This is a genomic window from Halobacteriovorax sp. RT-2-4 (assembly GCF_047085445.1).
Classification (GTDB): domain Bacteria; phylum Bdellovibrionota; class Bacteriovoracia; order Bacteriovoracales; family Bacteriovoracaceae; genus Halobacteriovorax_A.
In genome coordinates, this window is record NZ_JBKIXY010000001.1 from 94757 (window position 1) to 114294 (window position 19538).

Annotated in this window: 23 protein-coding genes; 12 read left to right on the top strand and 11 right to left on the bottom strand. The window is 36.9% G+C overall.

Annotated features, from left to right (window positions below; genetic code table 11):
- Positions 1–65: 65 nt before the first annotated feature.
- Positions 66–1400 carry a magnesium transporter gene (mgtE, locus tag ACMAYL_RS00450; protein ID WP_103217031.1) on the top strand — a complete coding sequence of 445 codons (1335 nt, stop codon included), beginning with the start codon at positions 66–68 and terminating at the stop codon, positions 1398–1400.
- A gap of 80 nt (positions 1401–1480) precedes the next feature.
- Positions 1481–1870 carry a hypothetical protein gene (locus tag ACMAYL_RS00455; protein ID WP_392992177.1) on the top strand — a complete coding sequence of 130 codons (390 nt, stop codon included), beginning with the start codon at positions 1481–1483 and terminating at the stop codon, positions 1868–1870.
- A 40-nt stretch (positions 1871–1910) separates the two neighbouring features.
- On the opposite strand, the gene ACMAYL_RS00460 is transcribed toward ACMAYL_RS00455, so the two are convergent.
- The gene (locus tag ACMAYL_RS00460; RefSeq protein ID WP_412470565.1) at positions 1911–2753 is read right to left on the bottom strand and encodes a hypothetical protein; all 843 of its coding nucleotides are present in this window, start codon (positions 2751–2753) and stop codon (positions 1911–1913) included.
- 182 nt (positions 2754–2935) lie between these two features.
- Here ACMAYL_RS00460 and ACMAYL_RS00465 point away from each other — a divergent pair, with 182 nt between their 5' ends.
- The gene (locus ACMAYL_RS00465; protein WP_412469459.1) at positions 2936–3382 is read left to right on the top strand and encodes a MerC domain-containing protein; all 447 of its coding nucleotides are present in this window, start codon (positions 2936–2938) and stop codon (positions 3380–3382) included.
- On the opposite strand, the gene ACMAYL_RS00470 is transcribed toward ACMAYL_RS00465, so the two are convergent.
- Together ACMAYL_RS00470 and ACMAYL_RS00475 are read right to left on the bottom strand one after the other, a co-directional pair.
- Positions 3379–4440: a tRNA-dihydrouridine synthase family protein gene (locus ACMAYL_RS00470; RefSeq protein WP_392992172.1), complete on the bottom strand. Its 1062-nt coding sequence runs from the start codon at positions 4438–4440 to the stop codon at positions 3379–3381. The two genes, ACMAYL_RS00465 and ACMAYL_RS00470, sit on opposite strands and share 4 nt — an antisense overlap.
- A complete protein-coding gene (locus ACMAYL_RS00475) occupies positions 4395–5102 on the bottom strand; it encodes a TatD family hydrolase (protein ID WP_412470566.1) in 708 nt (235 codons plus the stop codon). The genes ACMAYL_RS00470 and ACMAYL_RS00475 overlap by 46 nt, the downstream gene beginning before the upstream one ends.
- A 140-nt stretch (positions 5103–5242) precedes the next feature.
- Between ACMAYL_RS00475 and rpsP the strand changes: the two genes are divergently transcribed.
- The 3 genes from rpsP to ACMAYL_RS00490 all read left to right on the top strand — a co-directional run bounded on the left by rpsP (position 5243) and on the right by ACMAYL_RS00490 (position 6266).
- Positions 5243–5491, top strand: a complete 249-nt coding sequence (rpsP, locus tag ACMAYL_RS00480; RefSeq protein ID WP_392992170.1) for a 30S ribosomal protein S16 — start codon at positions 5243–5245, stop codon at positions 5489–5491.
- A 59-nt stretch (positions 5492–5550) separates the two neighbouring features.
- On the top strand, positions 5551–5790 hold the full coding sequence (locus tag ACMAYL_RS00485) for a KH domain-containing protein (RefSeq protein ID WP_392992169.1): 240 nt from the start codon (positions 5551–5553) through the stop codon (positions 5788–5790).
- Between the two features lie 89 nt (positions 5791–5879).
- A complete protein-coding gene (locus ACMAYL_RS00490) occupies positions 5880–6266 on the top strand; it encodes a response regulator (RefSeq protein ID WP_412470567.1) in 387 nt (128 codons plus the stop codon).
- Between the two features lie 3 nt (positions 6267–6269).
- Here the strand turns inward: ACMAYL_RS00490 and ACMAYL_RS00495 are convergent, their stop codons facing one another.
- Positions 6270–6476 carry a twin-arginine translocase TatA/TatE family subunit gene (locus ACMAYL_RS00495; protein ID WP_103217038.1) on the bottom strand — a complete coding sequence of 69 codons (207 nt, stop codon included), beginning with the start codon at positions 6474–6476 and terminating at the stop codon, positions 6270–6272.
- Between the two features lie 22 nt (positions 6477–6498).
- Positions 6499–7068 carry a preQ(1) synthase gene (gene queF, locus ACMAYL_RS00500; RefSeq protein ID WP_392992166.1) on the bottom strand — a complete coding sequence of 190 codons (570 nt, stop codon included), beginning with the start codon at positions 7066–7068 and terminating at the stop codon, positions 6499–6501.
- A 64-nt stretch (positions 7069–7132) separates the two neighbouring features.
- On the opposite strand from queF, the gene hemH reads away from it, so the two are divergent.
- The gene (gene hemH / locus ACMAYL_RS00505) at positions 7133–9565 is read left to right on the top strand and encodes a ferrochelatase (protein WP_412470568.1); all 2433 of its coding nucleotides are present in this window, start codon (positions 7133–7135) and stop codon (positions 9563–9565) included.
- A gap of 55 nt (positions 9566–9620) precedes the next feature.
- Here hemH and bfr read toward each other — a convergent pair whose 3' ends face one another.
- The 3 genes from bfr to ACMAYL_RS00520 all read right to left on the bottom strand — a co-directional run bounded on the left by bfr (position 9621) and on the right by ACMAYL_RS00520 (position 11355).
- Positions 9621–10103 carry a bacterioferritin gene (gene bfr, locus ACMAYL_RS00510; protein WP_103217041.1) on the bottom strand — a complete coding sequence of 161 codons (483 nt, stop codon included), beginning with the start codon at positions 10101–10103 and terminating at the stop codon, positions 9621–9623.
- A 67-nt stretch (positions 10104–10170) separates the two neighbouring features.
- Positions 10171–10395 (bottom strand): bacterioferritin-associated ferredoxin, encoded by a 225-nt coding sequence (locus tag ACMAYL_RS00515; RefSeq protein ID WP_103217042.1) that lies wholly within the window; start codon positions 10393–10395, stop codon positions 10171–10173.
- 96 nt (positions 10396–10491) lie between these two features.
- Positions 10492–11355 carry an ATP-grasp domain-containing protein gene (locus ACMAYL_RS00520; protein ID WP_412469461.1) on the bottom strand — a complete coding sequence of 288 codons (864 nt, stop codon included), beginning with the start codon at positions 11353–11355 and terminating at the stop codon, positions 10492–10494.
- 87 nt (positions 11356–11442) lie between these two features.
- On the opposite strand from ACMAYL_RS00520, the gene ACMAYL_RS00525 reads away from it, so the two are divergent.
- The 5 genes from ACMAYL_RS00525 to ACMAYL_RS00545 all read left to right on the top strand — a co-directional run bounded on the left by ACMAYL_RS00525 (position 11443) and on the right by ACMAYL_RS00545 (position 17119).
- On the top strand, positions 11443–12594 hold the full coding sequence (locus ACMAYL_RS00525) for a M14 family zinc carboxypeptidase (RefSeq protein ID WP_412469462.1): 1152 nt from the start codon (positions 11443–11445) through the stop codon (positions 12592–12594).
- Between the two features lie 104 nt (positions 12595–12698).
- A complete protein-coding gene (gene speB, locus ACMAYL_RS00530; protein ID WP_199177519.1) occupies positions 12699–13613 on the top strand; it encodes an agmatinase in 915 nt (304 codons plus the stop codon).
- 21 nt (positions 13614–13634) lie between these two features.
- Positions 13635–15548: a biosynthetic arginine decarboxylase gene (gene speA, locus ACMAYL_RS00535; protein WP_103217045.1), complete on the top strand. Its 1914-nt coding sequence runs from the start codon at positions 13635–13637 to the stop codon at positions 15546–15548.
- Positions 15549–15756: 208 nt separating this feature from the next.
- Positions 15757–16758, top strand: a complete 1002-nt coding sequence (locus ACMAYL_RS00540; RefSeq protein ID WP_146037782.1) for a hypothetical protein — start codon at positions 15757–15759, stop codon at positions 16756–16758.
- A gap of 79 nt (positions 16759–16837) precedes the next feature.
- On the top strand, positions 16838–17119 hold the full coding sequence (locus ACMAYL_RS00545; protein ID WP_103217047.1) for a hypothetical protein: 282 nt from the start codon (positions 16838–16840) through the stop codon (positions 17117–17119).
- On the opposite strand, the gene ACMAYL_RS00550 is transcribed toward ACMAYL_RS00545, so the two are convergent.
- Genes ACMAYL_RS00550 through ACMAYL_RS00560 form a run of 3 tightly spaced genes read right to left on the bottom strand, consistent with a single transcriptional unit; the run spans position 17116 to position 19415 of the window.
- Positions 17116–17577 (bottom strand): EVE domain-containing protein, encoded by a 462-nt coding sequence (locus ACMAYL_RS00550; protein WP_103217048.1) that lies wholly within the window; start codon positions 17575–17577, stop codon positions 17116–17118. The genes ACMAYL_RS00545 and ACMAYL_RS00550 overlap by 4 nt on opposite strands.
- An 11-nt stretch (positions 17578–17588) precedes the next feature.
- On the bottom strand, positions 17589–18455 hold the full coding sequence (gene speE, locus ACMAYL_RS00555; protein ID WP_103217049.1) for a polyamine aminopropyltransferase: 867 nt from the start codon (positions 18453–18455) through the stop codon (positions 17589–17591).
- A 27-nt stretch (positions 18456–18482) separates the two neighbouring features.
- Positions 18483–19415, bottom strand: coding sequence for an adenosylmethionine decarboxylase (locus tag ACMAYL_RS00560; protein ID WP_103217050.1), 933 nt, complete (start codon positions 19413–19415; stop codon positions 18483–18485).
- Between the last annotated feature and the right edge of the window lie 123 nt (positions 19416–19538).

Genomic DNA, 19538 nt, shown 5'->3' on the forward strand with positions numbered 1-19538 from the left:
AACTAGCTAATTTTATTTAAGTTTATACTTAGAATGTCGATTAGTACTTTGTGGGAGCAAACTAAATGACAAACGAAACTCATCCAGAAATTGAGAACACGATGCAATTTACTAAAATTGGTATCGCCCTTAAAGATTGGCCTTCTCTTTCTGAGTCTGAGCGTCTCTCAACTTTTAATAGTATGTCTGAAGAAGAGGCATTGGACTTCTTTGACTCTCTTGATTCAAACTACCAAGCTGATTTATTTGAACAATTTGACCGCGATCTTAAAAGACGTTGGGCAAATGACTTGGCCTATGATGACTTGGCCGATATTCTTCAACTTCTCGATCGAGACCAAGTAGAAGAAACTCTATCTCTTTTAGCAAAGCATGCGCGTGTTGAGGTAATGGCCCTAATGGCCTATGCCGAAGACGTTGCCGGTGGTCTAATGAACTCCAATTATATTCGCCTGCGTGCAAATATGATGGTGGAAGAGGCCATTCGTTATATTCGTACTCAAACGCTGAGTAATGTTGAAACGATCTATTATACTTATGTTATCGATGCTTCTCAAAAGCTTTTAGGGGTGGTTTCTTTGCGAGAGCTCTTTGGTGCACGTGATGGTCAAAAAGTATCAGAGCTTATGAGTAGTGGACAGGATCTAATTGCGATCCCCGATAATATGGACCAGGAAGAGATTGGGCGTGTGTTTGCCCGTCACGACCAGGTTGTTCTTCCTGTTGTTGATGAAGAATTTCGTATGAAAGGTATCATTACAGTTGATGATATCATTAAAGCGGTAGAAGAAGAGACGACAGAAGATATGCAAAAGATCGGTGCCGTTGAGTCTCTTGATGCTCCTTATCTTGAAGTTGGTTTTTTTGAAATGGCAAGAAAGCGTCTAGGCTGGCTTATCATTCTCTTTATTGGCCAGATGTTAACGGCAACTGCCATGACTCACTTTGAAAATGCCATTGCTCAAACCGTTGCTCTTGTAACATTTATACCTTTAATTATTTCATCAGGTGGAAACTCGGGCTCGCAAGCTTCTACACTTGTTATTCGCGCCCTTGCTCTTGGTGAAGTTAAAAATTCTGATACTGTCAGAGTCTTTTTCCGTGAAATCGGCTCAGGACTTTTCATGGGGCTTATTCTAGGGGTTTTTGGTTTTTTAAGAATTTATTTTTGGCCTCATGCAAATGAAATTTACGGCCTAAACTTTGCTCGAATTTCCATGATCGTTGGCTTCAGTATTGTTTGTATTGTGACGTGGGGAACTCTTGTGGGTTCAATGCTGCCATTTATTCTTAAGAAGCTTCGCTTTGACCCGGCCACGGCCTCGACTCCGTTTGTTGCAACAATTTGCGATGTTACGGGAATCATTATCTATTTCTCTATTGCTCACGCGCTCCTATAGCTTATGGTAAATACTTCAGGGGGGAGTGTTTATGTTTCATCGACCATGCTAAATATCAGAAAAAATATTTAGGAGAGTTTATGAAATTAGCTTTGGTAATTTTAGTAAGTGCATTTAATTTTTATGCAGTAGCTGGTCTACAAACTTTAAGAATTGTTGATTTAGCAACAGTATCTTCAACGAGTTGTTATACGGCCGAACAAGAAGAGTCAGGAAGTATTTCTTCAGTTAGCTTTTATCTTGGTAACTATAGCGGTGAAGGTGAGGATAGAACATTTAATTATTATGAAACTTCAGAGACTTATTATGCATCATCTGTAGTTTGTAAGAATATCAAGTTATTTAATAAAGCATTTGATAGCTCTCTTCCTCAGGAAGAGAAGGTATTTAAGTTATTTGTTGATATGAATGATCACATAAAGGGATTTATGCTGCGAAATAGTGATAAAGTTTTATTTTTTGAAGAGTAGAGTTTTATAAGAAAAGGCCCTCAAGTGAGGGCCTTGTTTTTTATTTTGATTTTTTCTTTGCCGTTTTCTTTGCCGTTTTCTTTGCAGTCTTTTTGACTACTTTCTTTGCTGCTTTTTTTGGTGCAGCTTTCTTTGCTGTTTTCTTAGCTACCTTCTTTGCTGTTTTCTTCGTAACTTTCTTGGCAACTTTTTTGGCCGTCTTCTTAGCTACTTTCTTTGCTGCTTTCTTCGCAACTTTCTTGGTAACTTTTTTGGCCGTCTTTTTAGCTACCTTCTTTGCAGTTTTCTTTGCTGTCTTCTTTGCAGTTTTCTTCGCAGTCTTTTTGGCCACTTTTTTCGCAACCTTCTTTTCTGCTTTTTTAGCTACTTTCTTTGTCGCTTTCTTTACAACCTTCTTAGCTTCTTTCTTAGCATCTTGTGCTTTCTTTGTTAGATCATTAGCAACTTTCTTAGTCGTTCGTTTAACTTCGTTTACCGCTTCTTCAACATCATCTGACATCTCTTTTGCGGCCTTTGCAACTCTGTTAATTGCTTTCTTTGTCGACTTCTTAACATTCTGATATGTTTCAATATGACCAATGGCCTCTAATTCTTTTTCAATAAGCTTGTCGTATTCAGCTAGAACTTTCATTGGATCTTTACCCAGGCGATCTAGTTCTTGTTGAAGCTCTTCAAAGAATTTTTCAACCTTATGCTTTTGTACATTTACTTTGTCATAGCGAAAACGAAAGTGAGCATAGAGTTCATCATATTTCTCACTACCTTCTTCTTGAATTCTTTCTAACAGGTGTCTACACTTTTTCACAATCTCATCACTTGATGACGTTAGCGCATGTTTGGCCTGTTTGTTCTTCTTTTTTAAAAAATCGTCTAAACCACTCATTGTTTCCCCCTGTAGCAAGATTATCTTGATACACGTAAATAATATTACGTTATAAAGTGTAACGTATTAGAAAGTATTTTCAACACTTTAATGATGGTATTTTTTTAATATTTACTTGCTTTGAGTCACAGAATTCTCTATATATACTTATATCAATCAATTGGACGCTTATGGACAACGAAATGGAAGAAGTAAAAACAACAAAATATGACGAATCAGCGGATCGAGCAGGACTGATTGTTTCTGTCCTATGTTGCCTACATTGCATGGCAATCCCGCTATTGATTATTTTTGTTCCTTCACTTGCTAGCTATTTCGAAAATCCATTAATTCATAGTCTTGCGATTTTTATAATTGTGCCTGTTGGTCTTTACGCTTTTATAAAAAATCTAAAGGTTCATAATGATAGAAGACCACTTTTTATTGGAATTCTTGGTATGGCCACTATTTTAGTTGGTCACTTTAACCAGTACTTCCTAGCAGAGCATGCTGGTCATATGCATATGCACACTCATGCACATTCAATTGGTACTGTAGAAGTTGTTGCCTCAATTATTGGTGGTCTAGCTCTTATTGCAGCACACTTACTTAATATCAAACTATGTCGCTGTAACCACTGCGAGCACTAATAACGTAAGTTTGTTCTTTGTGAAATTTTTAACGATGAGTTGCTCATATAAAGATCAATGGCATCGTTATATTCTTTGGCCGTCTCTAGTGCAAAGAGTTTTTTTGTAAAGCTATGCCCGAAGTTTAGCCATACATGTCCGACTTTTAAAAAGAAGCGAATGCGTTTAAGTGCTGCTTTTTTATCAAAGTATTTAAAACAAGCGTTCACGTAAGCCTTCACAAACTCACCATAGTAGCTAGCATGAAGATAAGGGTCTTCACTTAGAAATTGCTGTTGAAATTCATTTAGTTCATGGCCTTGCTGGGCCGCAAACTGCGTTATTAACCAGGGCTTGGCCGTTAAAGAGCGACCTAGCATTACTGCTTGGCAACCTGTCTCTATAAGCATTTGAGAAATATCGCCGTGATCTTGAATATCTCCATTCCCGATAATAGGAAGATCGATACTTTCTTGTAAGTATTTAATTTGTTCCCAATCAGCGACACCCTTTCTTTTTTGGGCCGCAAGTCTTGGATGTAAGATAAGCCAATCGGCACCAGCTTCTTTAAGGGCATGGCAGAAGTCTAAAAGAAAGCTCTTGTCATTTTGATGGCCCGCCCTAAGCTTTACCGAAACAGGTACTGTGGCATGTCTTTTAACCATCTCTACAACACTTGCCGCGTATTTAGTATCTCCCATTAAAGAGACGCCGTAATTGTGTTTTAAGGCCTTCTTTACCGGACAGCCCATGTTGATATCGATTGCACTTGCTCCCCAGCTCTCAAGCTTAGGGATGGCCTTTTCAATATATCTTTCTTCGTTGCAAAGAATTTGCGGATAGAGGCCGTAGTCGAGCTCACTTTTAAATGTCTCAGGAGTTTCACCTAGAATTTGGTCAGGGAGCCTTCTTGAATTTAACATCTCTGTGGCCCACAAGGTCTTCATCTCACTTGGAAAGTAAGGTCTTAGTGCATCTCTAAGGGCGACATGTGATAAACCAACCATTGGCGCAAGAAGGGCCTTGAATTCTATTAAGTCGTTAAATTTCTGCCAAGAAGGCGAGATAGGTTGTGCCAAATTCTTTCCTTTAGATCTGTTAGCTCGAGCTCTTGTCTAGTGGCAAACTCTTCATAAATATGAGAAATCTCCACATCGCTACGATCATCAGTTTCAAAGAAGATATACTCTAAGTCCACTTTATTATTCAAGATGGTGCTGCGTATTTTCGCATTAGAGGATTCATAGAAGCGTGGACCTAGGCTTGTATAAATCTGGCGCTCATGACAGTCATTCAAATCCTTGAACGTGCCGTTAAAGTCATGAAGCACCCAGGCAGTATGTCCTTGATAGAATTTATGAAGACGAAAGATATCAGATAGACATCTCACATTATGAATAATTAGAGGCTTTCCAAGTTCATTGGCCAACTCGATATGCCAGCTAAAGATTTTTTCTTGTTCTCTAAGATCTGTTTCAATGGCACGGTCCAGGCCTGCTTCTCCAACCATAAGGCAATTGTCTAAGCGACACAGCTTCTTTACCTCTTCAAAGCTAGTTAAGGCATCAGAGAGCTTCCATGGGTGGACTCCGGCGCTATAATATTGACCATCTACAGGTAAGTCATTGATTTGCGGTGAGTAGGAATAGATGCAGAAATCCTCAATAGAGGTCGTTTTATTCGGTCCCGAATGGCCGTGAAGGTCGATAAATTTTGCACTTTCGCTTTCTTTGCTTGTCATATGGTATATATTTTAATACATTACCGTTCTAATTAAAAATTTGAAAAAAGATATTGCTTATCTTTTTAAAATCAATTATTTATTTAGGAATTATTTAATATATTTATTATAAGCGTTACAAATTGATGTAGGAGTACTTAATGTTAACAATTAGATTACAACGCGGTGGTAGAACTCACATGCCTATTTACACAATCGTTGCAGCTGACTCAAGAAATGCAAGAGACGGAAAATTCAGCGAGAAGTTAGGTCAATATAACCCACAACTTAAAGAAAATAACCTTATCGACGTTAAAGCTGAGAGAATCACTGAGCTTGTTGGTAAAGGTGCTACAATTTCTGATACTGTAAGAACACTTCTAAAGAAGAACAAAGTTACTCTTAACTAGTAATTTTTTGTTTTTCATTTAAAAAAGCATAAACGGCATTTTTGTAGAAGGAGTTCATGATGAGTGAGTTAAAAGACTTAATCAATACAGTTAGTCGCGCATTAGTTGATATGCCAGAGCAAGTAGAAGTAAACGAGATTGTTGGTGAACAAACAACAGTTATCGAGCTTAAGGTTGATAAAACTGACCTTGGTAAAGTTATTGGGAAGCAAGGGAAAACAGCTCGCGCACTAAGAACAATTCTTAATGCTGCTTCAACTAAGTTGAAAAAAAGATCTGTTTTAGAAATTATAGAATAATTTACTTGAATCAATAAATATTGTGTTTTAAAAAGACCTATCGAAAGATAGGTTTTTTTATTTTTGTTTAAACGAAAGCGAGCACATATATGATTGAAACAATGACGATGTCACAGAATCCTGAAGTAAAGCGTATTTTACTGGTTGATGACCAAGTAGAGATACTGGAGCTCTTGCAAGACGCTCTTCGTATGGAAGGTTATGAAGTCGATGCATGTGCTGATGCTAGTGCTGCCTTAAGTGCACTAGGTGAGCATACTTATTCACACGTTATTTCTGATTATCAAATGCCCGAATTAAATGGAATGGAATTGGCCACAAGAGCACAAGGTGTTCTTAAGGAGAAGATGCCTCCATTTATTCTTGCAACAGGTGATTGTTCGATTAATTCTGATACGATTAAGGGCAAAGGTGTTAGTGGTATTCTACCAAAACCATTTACCCTTAAGCAGGTAATAACTGTTCTACAGAGCTAGAAACTAGCTATTCTTATTTTCGTTATTTGATTGGTCTTCGATTTTACTAGCAGTATTAGTGTTATTCTGCTCATCTTCCTCTTTAAGTCCATGCTTAAAGCCTGTGATGGCCTTTCCAAGAGACTTTCCAAGTTCTGGAAGCTTCTTACCTCCAAACAGTAGAACAATAATAGCTAGGATAATTAAACTTTCAGTAATTCCAAGGCTCATATTTTCCTCATTTTACGCTAAATTAATAAATTTTAGATAAGTCCATTGTATACTTACCTGGAGCATATTCGCTAAACCTTTTTGCACGAATATCCTTATAAATCTTCTTATTGTTGGAATTTGAGGCATATGGATAGATGCAAATTCCACCTCTTGGCGTAAATTCACCAATAACTTCAACGTATTTTGGCTTCATTAGCTTGTTTAAATCGTCACAAATTTTTTGCACACAATCTTCATGGAAATCACCATGATTTCTAAAGCTAAATAGGTATAATTTTAATGATTTAGATTCAACCATCTTCTTGTCCGCAATATAGTTAATATAGATACGAGCAAAGTCTGGTTGTCCTGTTTTTGGGCATAGTGAAGTGAACTCTGTACAGACAAAAGTAGTCCATGCATCACTTCCAGGGTTTTTGTTGTCAAAAGCTTCTAGGACCTCTGGAGCATAAGTATCCGGGTATTCAGTGTTGGCCGAACCAAGAGCAAATGCGTCTAGCTCTTTTACATTTCTTCCTTTTGGAGATTGTTTAGGTTTTGACTTTGATTTTGTTTCTGTTTTCTTGATAGATTTTTTCGATGCTGACATTTATCGACTCTCTTGAATTATTTTGATAGGTTATATTTACTTAATTTAACATTATCAAGGAACAATGGCAATGCGTCATGATCATTTAACATTTCCAGTTGGTAAAAAAGGTGAGCACAAGGTCACTAAAGTTGTTCTTGTTCAACTTGGTTCTCCAAAGTCACCATCAACTTCAGATGTACGAAAATATTTAAAAGAGTTCTTGGCCGATCCACGAGTTGTGGATATTGATCCACGAGTTTGGAAAATCATTTTAAATCTCTTTGTTCTACCTTTTAGGCCAAAGAGGTCGGCAGCTCTTTATAGTAGAATATGGGAGGGAAGTGAATTTCCTCTAACTAGAATCACACGTGAGTTTACCCATCGAGTAAATGAGCTAACGCCTAAGCATATCGAAGTTGAGCACGCGTTTCTACTTTGTGAGCCAAAAGTTGCAGACGTTTATGCTAAGTGGGAAAAAGAGCTTGATGAGAGAAGAGATCCAGCTCAAAAGTTAATTGTTATTCCAATGTTTCCACAATACTCGGAATCGACAATTGCAAGTGGGATCGATTTCTTTGGAAAGCTTTTAGAAACTAAGGTTAGGATTCCAAACTTTGAAGTCATTACAAACTTTCATCGTCTACATGCTTTTATTGATAATTCGGTTGCAAAGATCAATGAGAAGTTGGCCAATGAAAATATCGATGATCTCGTTATCTCTTTTCACGGGATTCCAAAGAGGAGAGTCATCTATAAGAAAGATCCATATTATCAACACTGTTTTGAAACTTTCGAGTTAATCAAGAGAGGCGTCGTAGGGATTGATCCAGAAAAGATTCATATGACTTATCAATCTCGCTTTGGCAGTGAAGAGTGGCTAACTCCTTATACAGATGAGTATACGGCCAACCTTGCAAAAGCTGGTGCAAAGAATATTGCTGTTTATTGTCCAGCGTTCGTTGCGGATTGTTTAGAAACGATTGATGAGATTGGAACTGAGTTACAAGAAGAAGTTGAAGAGTATGGTACTCACATTCATGCAATTGAATGCTTAAATGACGACGAAAATTGGGCCAAGGGTTTTGCTAATTACGTTGAAACTCTTTGTGAGAATCCAAAAGAAGTTGAAAAAATCGAATACCAAATAGAAGAGGAAAAATACATGGATATGCCAAAGCAAACAATGGAATCAGAGCCATTAAGTGATAATGCTAAGAAGTCGCTTAAAATTGTCTTTTTAACATTATTCTTAGATCTTGTGGGATTCTCAATTATCTTCCCTCTATTTCCAGCACTTGCTAAGTATTATTTAACAGTTGATGCCGATAACGTTTTCTTAAAAGCAATCTTTGGCTCGATTGATACGCTAACACAAGCAGGGGGAGCAAGTAACTTCTCTGCCATCGTTCTTTTTGGTGGTGCGCTTGGTGCACTTTATTCTCTGTTACAATTTGTTGCAGCACCTATTTGGGGAACGATCTCAGACCGTATTGGAAGAAAGCCAGTTCTGCTAGTTTCTGTGTTTGGTCTTTTTATCAGTTATGTCCTATGGGCCGTTGCTGGTAATTTTACAATCCTAATTATTGCAAGATTCATTGGTGGGATCATGGGTGGAAATATCTCAACAGCAACTGCTGTTGTGGCCGATGTGACAACTAATAAGAACCGCTCTAAAGGAATGGCAACAATCGGTATTGCCTTTGCCCTAGGTTTTATTATTGGGCCAGCAATGGGTGGAATTCTTTCTCTATTTGATCTAACAAAGTTTTATCCAGTTCTTGCTGACTATGGTGTAAATCCTTTTTCAATGGCCGCAATTGTCGCTGGTGTTCTTTCGTTATTTAACTTAATTAATTTATTTAATAAGTTTGATGAAACACTTCCTGAAGCGAAGCGCGGAAAACATGAAAGTGAAAGAAGTGCTAACCCAATTACTCTTTTTAAGCCTCTTCCGTACAAAGGTGTTAACCTTACAAACTTTGGTTACTTCTTATTCTTACTAGCATTTAGTGGGATGGAGTTTACATTAACTTTCCTTGCAGCAGAAAGACTAAGTTACTCATCAATGGATAATGCTTATATGTTTATCTTTATTGGTTTAATCTTAGCTCTTGTTCAAGGTGGTTATGTTCGCCGTAAGGCACATACTGTAGGTGAGAAGCGTATGGCACTTCAAGGCCTTGTGACAATTATCCCGGGTCTTATTCTTATTGGATTTGCACAATCTTCTTGGTTAGTTTACGCAGGTTTATTTTTCTTAGCAGTGGGATCATCTTTAGTTATCCCTTGTCTAACTTCGCTTGTTTCAATGTATTCTCCGGCACAGAGTCAGGGACATGTTATTGGTGTTTTTAGATCGCTTGGAGCATTAGCAAGAGTGATTGGGCCAATTGTTGCCTCTCTTGTTTACTGGCGCTATAGTTCGGCAGCACCTTACTATCTTGGAAGTATCTTTTTGATTATTCCAATTCTTATGATTGCAAGACTTCCAAGTCCACAAGAAACAAACGAATAGTCTGCCATACAGATAAAAGAAAAGCCTCGCTTTGCGAGGCTTTTATCATTTTGGACTAGTGTCCCGTTTTCATTTCAATTTGCGATTGCATGTAATTTTCGATACCAACTTTTTCAATTAAAGATAGTTGAGTCTCTAACCAATCCACGTGCTCTTCTTCAGAGTCAAGAATCTTTGAAAGAAGATCGCGAGAAACATAATCTTGCTTCTTTTCACAAAGTTCAATTGCTTCTTTAAGTAATGGTACAGTTTCAGCTTCTGTTTCAAGATCAGCTTCGATGATCTCTTTTACATTTTGACCGATTCTAATTCTTTCAAGCTTTTGAAGATTAGGAAGTCCCTCTAAGAATAGAATTCTCTTAATTACTTCATCAGCATATTTCATCTCATCAATACTTGCTTTGTATTCAAGATGGCCAATCTTATCGAGTCCCCAGTCTTCAAGCATTCTTGCATGAAGAAAATACTGATTAATGGCCGTTAATTCTTTTGTAAGAACATTATTTAATGCTTTGATTACGTCTTGATCACCTTTCATGATTAATCCCTTTCATTAATTTACTATGGATTAATGCTATAGAAGATTGGGATGTGTTTCAAGGATTTTATTTTTTGACTGGAGTTAAGTTATTCTTAACCTCATTGCCTTGCTCATTTTGATTCGATTTGAGGTTCTTCTTAGCAAGACCGGCAGAGACTTGTTCTAATAAGCAAACACCGCATGAGTTACCGATTCCAAGGCTGTTGATTACCTCTTTCTCTGTTTGTCCCTGCTTTATCGCATTATCGAGCATATCTTGTGTAATGGCGTTACAAATACAAATATACATTTACTTGTCTCCTCATTTGATCTTATCGTCAAAAGTTTTGTTAATCAAACAAAAAATTGAAGAATGATATAGAAATTTGGAGAGTCTAATATAATTTCAGTGGTTTATGACTTTTTCAACGAAGTATTGGGCCATCGTTGAACGGTATTGGGAAGATAATAGTAGCTCATCGCTGTGACTCATTCCGGGACATCCGTTCACTTCAACAAGCTTATATTGGCCATCTATGGTCTCAAGAATATCAATGCTGATGAAGTAGAAATCTAAGGCGTTTGAAACGCTCGTGGCCAATTCTAAAACCTTAATTGGGACATTCTCTTCGTTAACTAGAATTGTGTTACTAGCGGCAAAGTTTAGAATGTGAAATGCTTCTTCACTTGCCTTAGGCGTCTTCTTTATAACGAGCTTTTGAATTCTTTTAGAATGAATATTTTTAAAAAGCAGCACGCGCCATTCTGCACACAACTCAATATAAGGCTGGATAATATAATTTAGATCTCCCTTACGCAGTAACTCTTGTCGATCTTTTAGAATATCTGTTGAAGGAAAAACTCCCTTTGCCTGTAGGCCTCTAGTCGTTTTAATAATCCACTTCGATTGCGTGTCACAATAATGAGGCTCTTGTTGCAGTGAATAGGTTTGTATTAAATGTGAAGGCGCTAGAACTTCCTTAAAAAACGGCCATTGTTTATACTTATCTCTAAGGATTCGTGAACAAGTGATAGGGTTGATGACTTTTTTATTGCTAAGTGTGGCCAATTTTTCAAGGTCATCATCATTATAGCTTAGTCCCGTGTTACGATTAATCACGAGATCGGCCCAGGCCAACTCTTCATAACTTACGGAGTAAGGATCACTGAATCGGCACGAATGAGTTGCTTCTGTGATCGCTGCTTCGAGTTGAACACAAGCATAAAGCTTTGGGTTCGTGGTTAAGATGAGTAAGTTTAGACTTTCCATATTGCGTAATATCTCACTAAAATATTGAATATCTATAAATTATATATGATATTATAACACTATACTAATTTGGCCTTAATGGTAGCTATGAATCGATTATCAAAATTTAATTACACAATTTTATTCTCATTAATTATCTTTTTACTTTCTTGCTCTGGTGTTGAGGTTATTGAAAATGGCCAACTCAATAAGGAAGTTGTTGTTACCAATAGTGCTGAGCATAGTGATCATCAGGGGGAAGTGGCCAGAAAGAAAATCGAGCACCCGAAAAATGATGTTAAAAGTGATAAGTTCAATTTTACTGACCACTCACATAAGAATGAATTTTCAGCAGTAAAGAATACAAAGCGCGTTGAGTCTTTTTGTGGCGATATTGATGCCAAGTTTAAAAAATATGGTTGGGGTAAGTCTCATTGTGATTCATATAAATGGATTCATGTAAGAGATACTCATCAGGGCCGTCCTATTATGTGGACTGTTTTTGGTGATGAAGAAGAACACAAGCAAGAACCTAAGAATATGACTTTAGTTCTATGTGGTGTGCATGGTGATGAAATCACTCCAATTAAATTCTGCTTTGATATCCTTCACCATCTCTATCACGAAGTAGCGACAATTGAAGGTCAAAAAAAGCTTAAGGATAATCTTGTGGCAGTTGTTCCAATTGTTTCTCCTGATTCATTCTTTAAGAAAAGACCAACTCGAACAAATTCTCGTGGCATTGATCCTAACAGAAATTTTCCAACTAAAGATTGGGAGAATAAGGCCCTTCATCTTTGGAAAACTCGCTACGGAGCTGCTAAAAGAAGGTTCCCTGGTAAGGTGGCAAATTCTGAGCAGGAAACAATATTCCAAGTAAATATTATTGCTCGTTATAACCCAAATAAGATCATTACTGTTCACGCACCTCTAACTATTCTCGACTATGATGGACCGGTTGTTTCAAATCATATTCATGAAGAAGATGGCCTTGCTCTAAAGGCAGAAGAGCTTCTAAATACAATGAGTGAAAAGGCCAATGGTTACCGCGTAAAAAATTATCCTTTCTTTCCTGGAAGCTTAGGGAATTACGCTGGAAATGAGAGAAAGATTCCTACTTACACACTTGAACTTCCTTCAAGTGATAACCGCAATCATAAGAAGTATTGGAAGATGTTTCGTGAGTCAATTGACTTCGCTGTTTTCCATGCTCCAATGACTCGATCGGACGTTACGGCCAGAAAGAACCGAATTGATTAAAGTTTAGTCATTTTAGTTACTTAATGGGCCTTTAGGGGCCACTTTTTTACACTTTCATATCAATTTAAATTGACTGAAATTCCATTAGGATTTATTAGTAGCCTATGGAAAAGAACTTATGGAAATTAGCGGGCCTAGAGGCTCCAAGTACCCCTTATGATATGGCAATTGTTACTGACGAAGTTAGGCCTCACAGCGTCAACCTTGTTGGTTTTGGTTTTGATGGAACGGCCTGTTTTAGAAAAGGAACACGCCTTGGGCCAGATGCCTTAAGAGAAGTCTCGGACGGTATTGAAACGTATTCACCATATCTCGATCTTTCGACTGAAGATTGCACTTTCTATGATCTTGGAAACCTTCCTGTTGCTGATCAGCAAGAAGAGAGTTGGAAAGTTGCAACTGCTTGTTTCGAAAAAAACTTCGATCATATTAATTTAAAAGAAAATGATATTAAGATTATGACTCTTGGTGGAGAACATTCAATTTCTTATGCACCAATTAAAAAGTACCTTCATGATTTTGACGATCTAATGCTTATTCATCTTGATGCGCATGCAGATCTTCGTGATGGTTATTTAGGCTACCATTACTCACATGCTTCAATTATTAAAAGAAGTCTTGATCACTTTGGTCCAAAGCATAACCTCATTCAATATGGGATTCGCTCTGGAACGAAAGAAGAATATGATTATATGAATGAGCATGGAACAATTGCAAAGTCTCGCGCAGAGTTCTTAGACCGAGTTCGTGCGATTCCTGCAGATCGTCCTGTTTATTTAACTCTGGATCTTGATTATTTTGATCCAAGTTTCTTTCCGGGAACAGGAACACCTGAGCCTGGTGGAGAGGATTTCCATTCATTCATCAGTTTTGTTAAAATCCTACTAGAAAAGAATATAGTAGGTTGTGATATTGTTGAGCTTGCCCCTGAGATTGACTCTTCTGGGAATAGTTCTGTTTTTGCTGCGAAAGTTGTAAGAGAGATGATCCTACTACTGACTAGTAAAACGAAGTCTTAATAAGAAAAGGAAATTTAAGTAATGACAAATGAGACTTGGACAATTCAAGATTCTGATCGCCTCTACAACGTAAGTAAGTGGAGTAACGGTTATTTTAAAATTGAAGAAAACGGACAACTTAAAGCAACTCCAAATCCAAATAAGAATGTTGGAATTGTTATTAATGACGTTATTGAAGAAGCTAAAGAACAAGGGATTCAATTACCACTAGTAATTCGTTTCCATGATATTTTACGCTCACAAGTTAAGCTTTTAAATAATACCTTTCAAAAGGTAATTGATGATGAAGATTACCGCGGAAAATTCTTTGGTGTTTATCCTGTTAAGGTAAACCAAATGAGAGAAGTTGTAGAAGAAATCGTTGATGCAGGCTCTCGTTATAATTATGGACTAGAAGCTGGTTCAAAGCCTGAGCTTTTATCTGCACTTGCATATAATAATAATGCTGATTCTCTTACTGTACTTAACGGTTACAAGGATCGTGATTATCTAAAGCTTGCTATTCTTGGTGCAAAACTAGGACGCAAGGTTTTTGTTGTTATTGAAAAATTCTCTGAACTTCGTATGCTTGTAGAGTTAGGCAAGGAGCATGGAGTAATTCCATTTATTGGTATTCGTGGACGCATGTCTGTAAAAGGCCGTGGTAAATGGGAATCAAGTGGAGGCGATAAGGCCAAATTTGGTTTAACGACTTCTGAAATTATCTTAGCTATTGAATATTTAAAAAAGCATGATCGTCTTGATATGCTAAAACTTTTCCACTTCCATATTGGATCTCAAATCACTGATATTCGCTCGATTAAAGAAGCAATTGAAGAGGGTTCTCGCATCTATTGTAAGATGCAAAAGATTGGAGCTCCTCTGCAGTACTTTGATGTTGGAGGTGGACTTGGTGTTGATTACGATGGAACAAACTCGACAAATGATTCATCAATTAACTATTCAATCACTGATTATATTACTGATATCGTTTATGGACTAAAGTCTGTTTGTGATCTTGAGGGTGTTGAGCATCCACATATTATTACTGAGAGTGGCCGTGCAATTACTGCACACCACAGTTGTGTTATCACTAATATTATCGGTGAAATCGATAATACAAAAATTGAGTTTTCAACTAAGCAAGAAACTGGTGAGCATAACCTTGTTACAGAAATGAGACAAGTTGGTGAAGTTCTTGCAAAGACTAAAAATTGGCAAGAAGCATATAACGATGCAATGAAGATTAAGTCGGATTCAATTCATGCATTCAAACTTGGTATTCTAGAGCTTGAAGAGCGTGCAAAAATTGAGACAATGCACCTTCGCATCTTAAAGGAAATTAGTACATTAGTTCCAGAAGAAGATTTTCAATCAGAGCTAATGGAAGATTTAGAAAATACTTTAAGTGGCCAATACCTTTGTAACTTTTCAGTTTTCCAATCTGCATGTGATAGTTGGGCAATTGAGCAAGTGCTACCTGTTGTTCCATTGACTCGCTTAAATGAAAAGCCTGGTAAGAGATCAACACTTGCTGATATTACTTGTGATAGTGATGGTAAGATTGATCGCTTCTATGACCCAGATGAAGGGTTTAAGAAAACAATTGCTGTACATCAACTAACTGAAGGTGAGGAGTACCGTATTGGAATCTTCCTAACAGGTGCTTACCAAGATGTAATGGGTGATATGCACAACTTATTTGGGCGTGTAAATGAAGTTCACGTTTATGCAGATAGCGATGATCCAAAAGGATTCTATATCGAAGAAACAGTTGAAGGAAACTCTGCTCGTCAGGTTCTTTCAACAATGCAATATAACCCAGAGTTTATGGCATTTAAGGTTAAGCGTTATATCGATCGCCAAGTTTCTCGTGGCCGCATTCGTCCACGTGATGGTGTATCACTTGTAGACTTCTATGAGGATTGCCTTAAGAGTTACACTTATCTTAAATAAAACGGCCGTAACTTATTAGTTACATTGTAAAATTATCGGTCCCTGATAATTGACTTACTTACTTTAGTGTTTGATAATTATTGTATTATTAAAAGAAAGTTTGTCAGGGATCGATAACATGTCTTTAAAATTTGAAAAGAATTCAACCAAAACAGCTAAATCACCAACATCTAAAACTAATTATTTCATTATATGTACACTGTCTTTAATGACACATGGTGTATTAATTTACAATTGGCTCATCACAAGAAGCTTATATAACTTAATCTTCATGGTTGCTGCCATTGCTTTTGCTATCTTTGCTATGATTCCAATGATCAAAGAGTATTACGCAAAAGTAAGACTCTTTAATGATTCAGAGTTACTTCGTTTAGAAGTTGATCGACTAAAAAATGATATCAAGGATTTGAAAGATAGTAAGAAGTCTCTTCAGATTAAACTTTCTCAGGAAATGGATATTGTTTCTGGTCAAAAAGAACAAATCTCTGAATATGAACTAATGACGATTGAACTTCAAAATACAATGGAAGATATCAAGGACCAGCTGCTTGTTGTTAATGATGGCCATAAGGGTATGGAATCAATCGTTGATGCAGTTAATGAGTTAAGAGAGAAAGGTCTTGAGTTCATTAAAGAGCTACCAAAGCAAAAAGATGCACAACTTCAAGCAGAGCAAGGGGATGTGAAGTTCAAGGAAACATTTGAAAAGTTCATGAGTGAATTCCAAGATATGAAAGATATCATCTTTCAACTTAAAACACTTAGCTTTCGCGTTGATGTTCAAGCAAGTCTTCTAAATGACTCAGAAATGACTCAAAGTAGTAGCGAACTTGAAGGACTAAGTCGCAATCTTGCTAAATTCTTCAATAATGTTATTGGCCTACTTTCAAACCTAGAAGAGACATATCGTGGAAATCAAGATGAGCTTATTGAGAAGCTTTCTAAATGTCGTGATGAAATGGACTCTTTCCTAGATTCAAAGCAAGACATTGCTTGTGAAATAGAAGAAGTAAGAGGACAAATCGAGGCCGCTAGCGAAATTATTGCAACTAAAATGGATTTAGTTGAAGAAACTATTGGCAGTGAGGAGAATTCTCTTTCTGACTTTCTAGACGATGAAGACGTTGATGCAGACTCTGAAATCGTAAAAGAAAATACAATGATTTCAGCTACTAACGCTCAAAATTTAGATTCTCAAATAATTCAATAATTCATATATTAAAATATTTTAATCTTTTTACCGATACTTCTCATGTCAGCGACAAAGCTGATGTGAGGAGTAACGGGAAATGCCAATTCAGGACCTATCAAATGTCGATCTAAGTGCTGCCGATAGTACACAAGAATCAAGTGTGCAGGAGTATAAATTTGGTGGTGTTCATGGCCATAACGACCTCTCACATCTTTCTCTCTATTATAAACAACCTATTAAAGCTCTTATTGGACGAACAGGAATTGTTATTCTTAGTTTTTTTACAATAGGGCTTATCTTGTCATTTGTGACTTTATTCCTTAGTTATACAACCTTTGGAAGAGAGTTTTTACAAACTCTAGTCTTTAAAATTTTCTAAGAAATATCTTTTAAAATAGTGCTCGCAATTTGTTTGGGAATAGGCATGATTGAAAGGCGAGAACCCTTCTTTACAAGAGGCATCTCATCGTAGCGAGGATCTGCTTTCATCTCTTTAAGGGTTAGTGCTTTTGAAAATTTTTCGACAAATTTTACATCCACAAGAAACCAACGAGGATTATCAGTCGTGGCCTTAGGGTCAAAGTACTTTGATTTTTCATCGAATTGAGTTTTATCTGGATGAGACTCTTTGACAACTTCAGCAAGTCCCACAATTGCTGGCTCCTTACAACTTGAGTGATAGAAGAAGACCTTGTCTCCAAGCTTCATTTCATCTCTCATGAAGTTACGTGCCTGATAATTTCTCACACCATCCCAAGACTCCGTTTGTTTCGGTCTTCTTGCAAGGTCATCAATTGAGAAAGCATCAGGTTCGCTTTTAAAGAGCCAGTACTGCATGAACTAAGTCCTTATGGGTTTTGGATTAAACCTTCAAGATTCTTCTTCATAAATGTTGGCAGATAGAAAGCTGCCTTATGAAGTCCTGCATTGTAGTAAGAGAACTCAAGTCCAGATTCTGCTACTGCTTCTTCTCTAAAGTCATTAATTGGGTGAGTGTCGCCTTTAGTTGCAAAAGTAAATGACCACAGTCCACCTGGGTAAGTTAGGTTAGAGAAGTTATAGATAAATGTATTTTTGAAAATATCATTTAAAACACCAAGCATACTCTTTTGAATCTCTGCTTCAAACCAAGGTGATTCACCTTGAGAAACAACGATACCATTATCTGCAAGACACTTATTTACGTTTGTGTAAAATTCTGGACCAAATAGAGGGGCCGCTGGACCGATTGGATCAGTAGAGTCGATAATGATAACATCAAACTTTTCAGTAGTTTCTTGAACAAATTTAACACCGTCACCGATGATAAGGTCTAATTTTGGATGGCCTTTAAGTACTTCAGCAGTTTGTGGAATGAATTCCATACATGCTTCACATACGGCGCCATCAATTTCAACCATTGTACACTTCTCAACAGAAGCGTGGCGAAGAACTTCTCTTGCTGTACCACCGTCACCACCACCGATAACGAGAACGTTTTTTGGATTAGGGTGAACAAATAATGGAACGTGAGAAATCATGTCGTGATAAGCGATTTCATCTCTTTCCGTTACCATTACTAGACCGTCGTTAAGAAGCATTTTTCCATGCCCTTTTGTTTCTACAACGTCTACCGTTTGGAATTCTGTTTTTTTCGAGTAAAGAACGTTCTCTACTTTATATCTCATTCCGTAAAAATCTTTATATCTTTCTTCAATCCATAGGTTACTGTGCATAGTTGTCTCCTAAAATATTTAAATTAATTAAAGTAATTTGTAAGGTTTTAAGCGGTTTGTACGTAGCTTGTAAAAATGAGAAAAGTACATGATGTATCCACATTTTAAGAAGCTTTCAACTTGCGTCTTTGCCTTGTATTCACCTGGGTTAACATTTAAACCACATGTCCCGTCTTGATTAGGGCAGAACTCGATGAAGTCATAAGAAATTGGTTCCATGGCATCGATTAGAACACTTGCAATTTCTTTCATATCAATATCAGTTTCAAAACTAATATATGGGCACTCTTCTTGCGGAGTAATATGGCAAGTGAAGTAGTTATCATCTTTAATCGCATTTAAAGAATATCCGTAAGGATTGAAAACAAAATCATCTAGTTCAAATCCTGGAAGAATCTTATCAAGCTTTAATAAGTCTCTAATTTGATTTTTTGTCACATTCTCATCTGTAAGAAGTTTTCTTGCTTCACAAGAGATCTCATACATTAGAAGCTCATAAGTATGATCATCTGCTGAAGGAGTGTATTCTTGATCTAGAAAATAAATATAATTGTGATGGTCGTCGATATTTCCAAAACGAAGCGCTGTTCCATTAAATTTATTTTCTAATAATTTTATATCATCCATAAAAGTTGAGTGCTGCATATGTGAGAAGTACTCATTCTTTCTTTGAAATATAAGTTGTTTAATTGAATCCTTGCCATATTCGCTTGTGAAGAAATCAATGGCCTGAATCAATGTCGTTTGTCCACAAGTGATGATAAGCATACGATCTTCCCAAACAAATAGGGAAGATTCTGAAAGTAGGAAAGCTTTCAGTTTGTCATTCTTTACACTAGATAGGATTGTCGCTTTCGCTTTTTCAACTAGCTGGGCCCAAAATGTATCAGGGATTTCTAGTAAGTTAAGGCCATCTTTAACGATAATTTCGGCCTTCTTTTCTGAACCTTCAAAAATCATAATTCATCCAATTTTAAATGCATTTATACCTGCTTACTTTACGCAAGTACTCAATATTACAACTAATTTTAATATCACATCTTATTGCTTGTGGGCCCATCAGGCAAGTAATAAGGAGCAAAT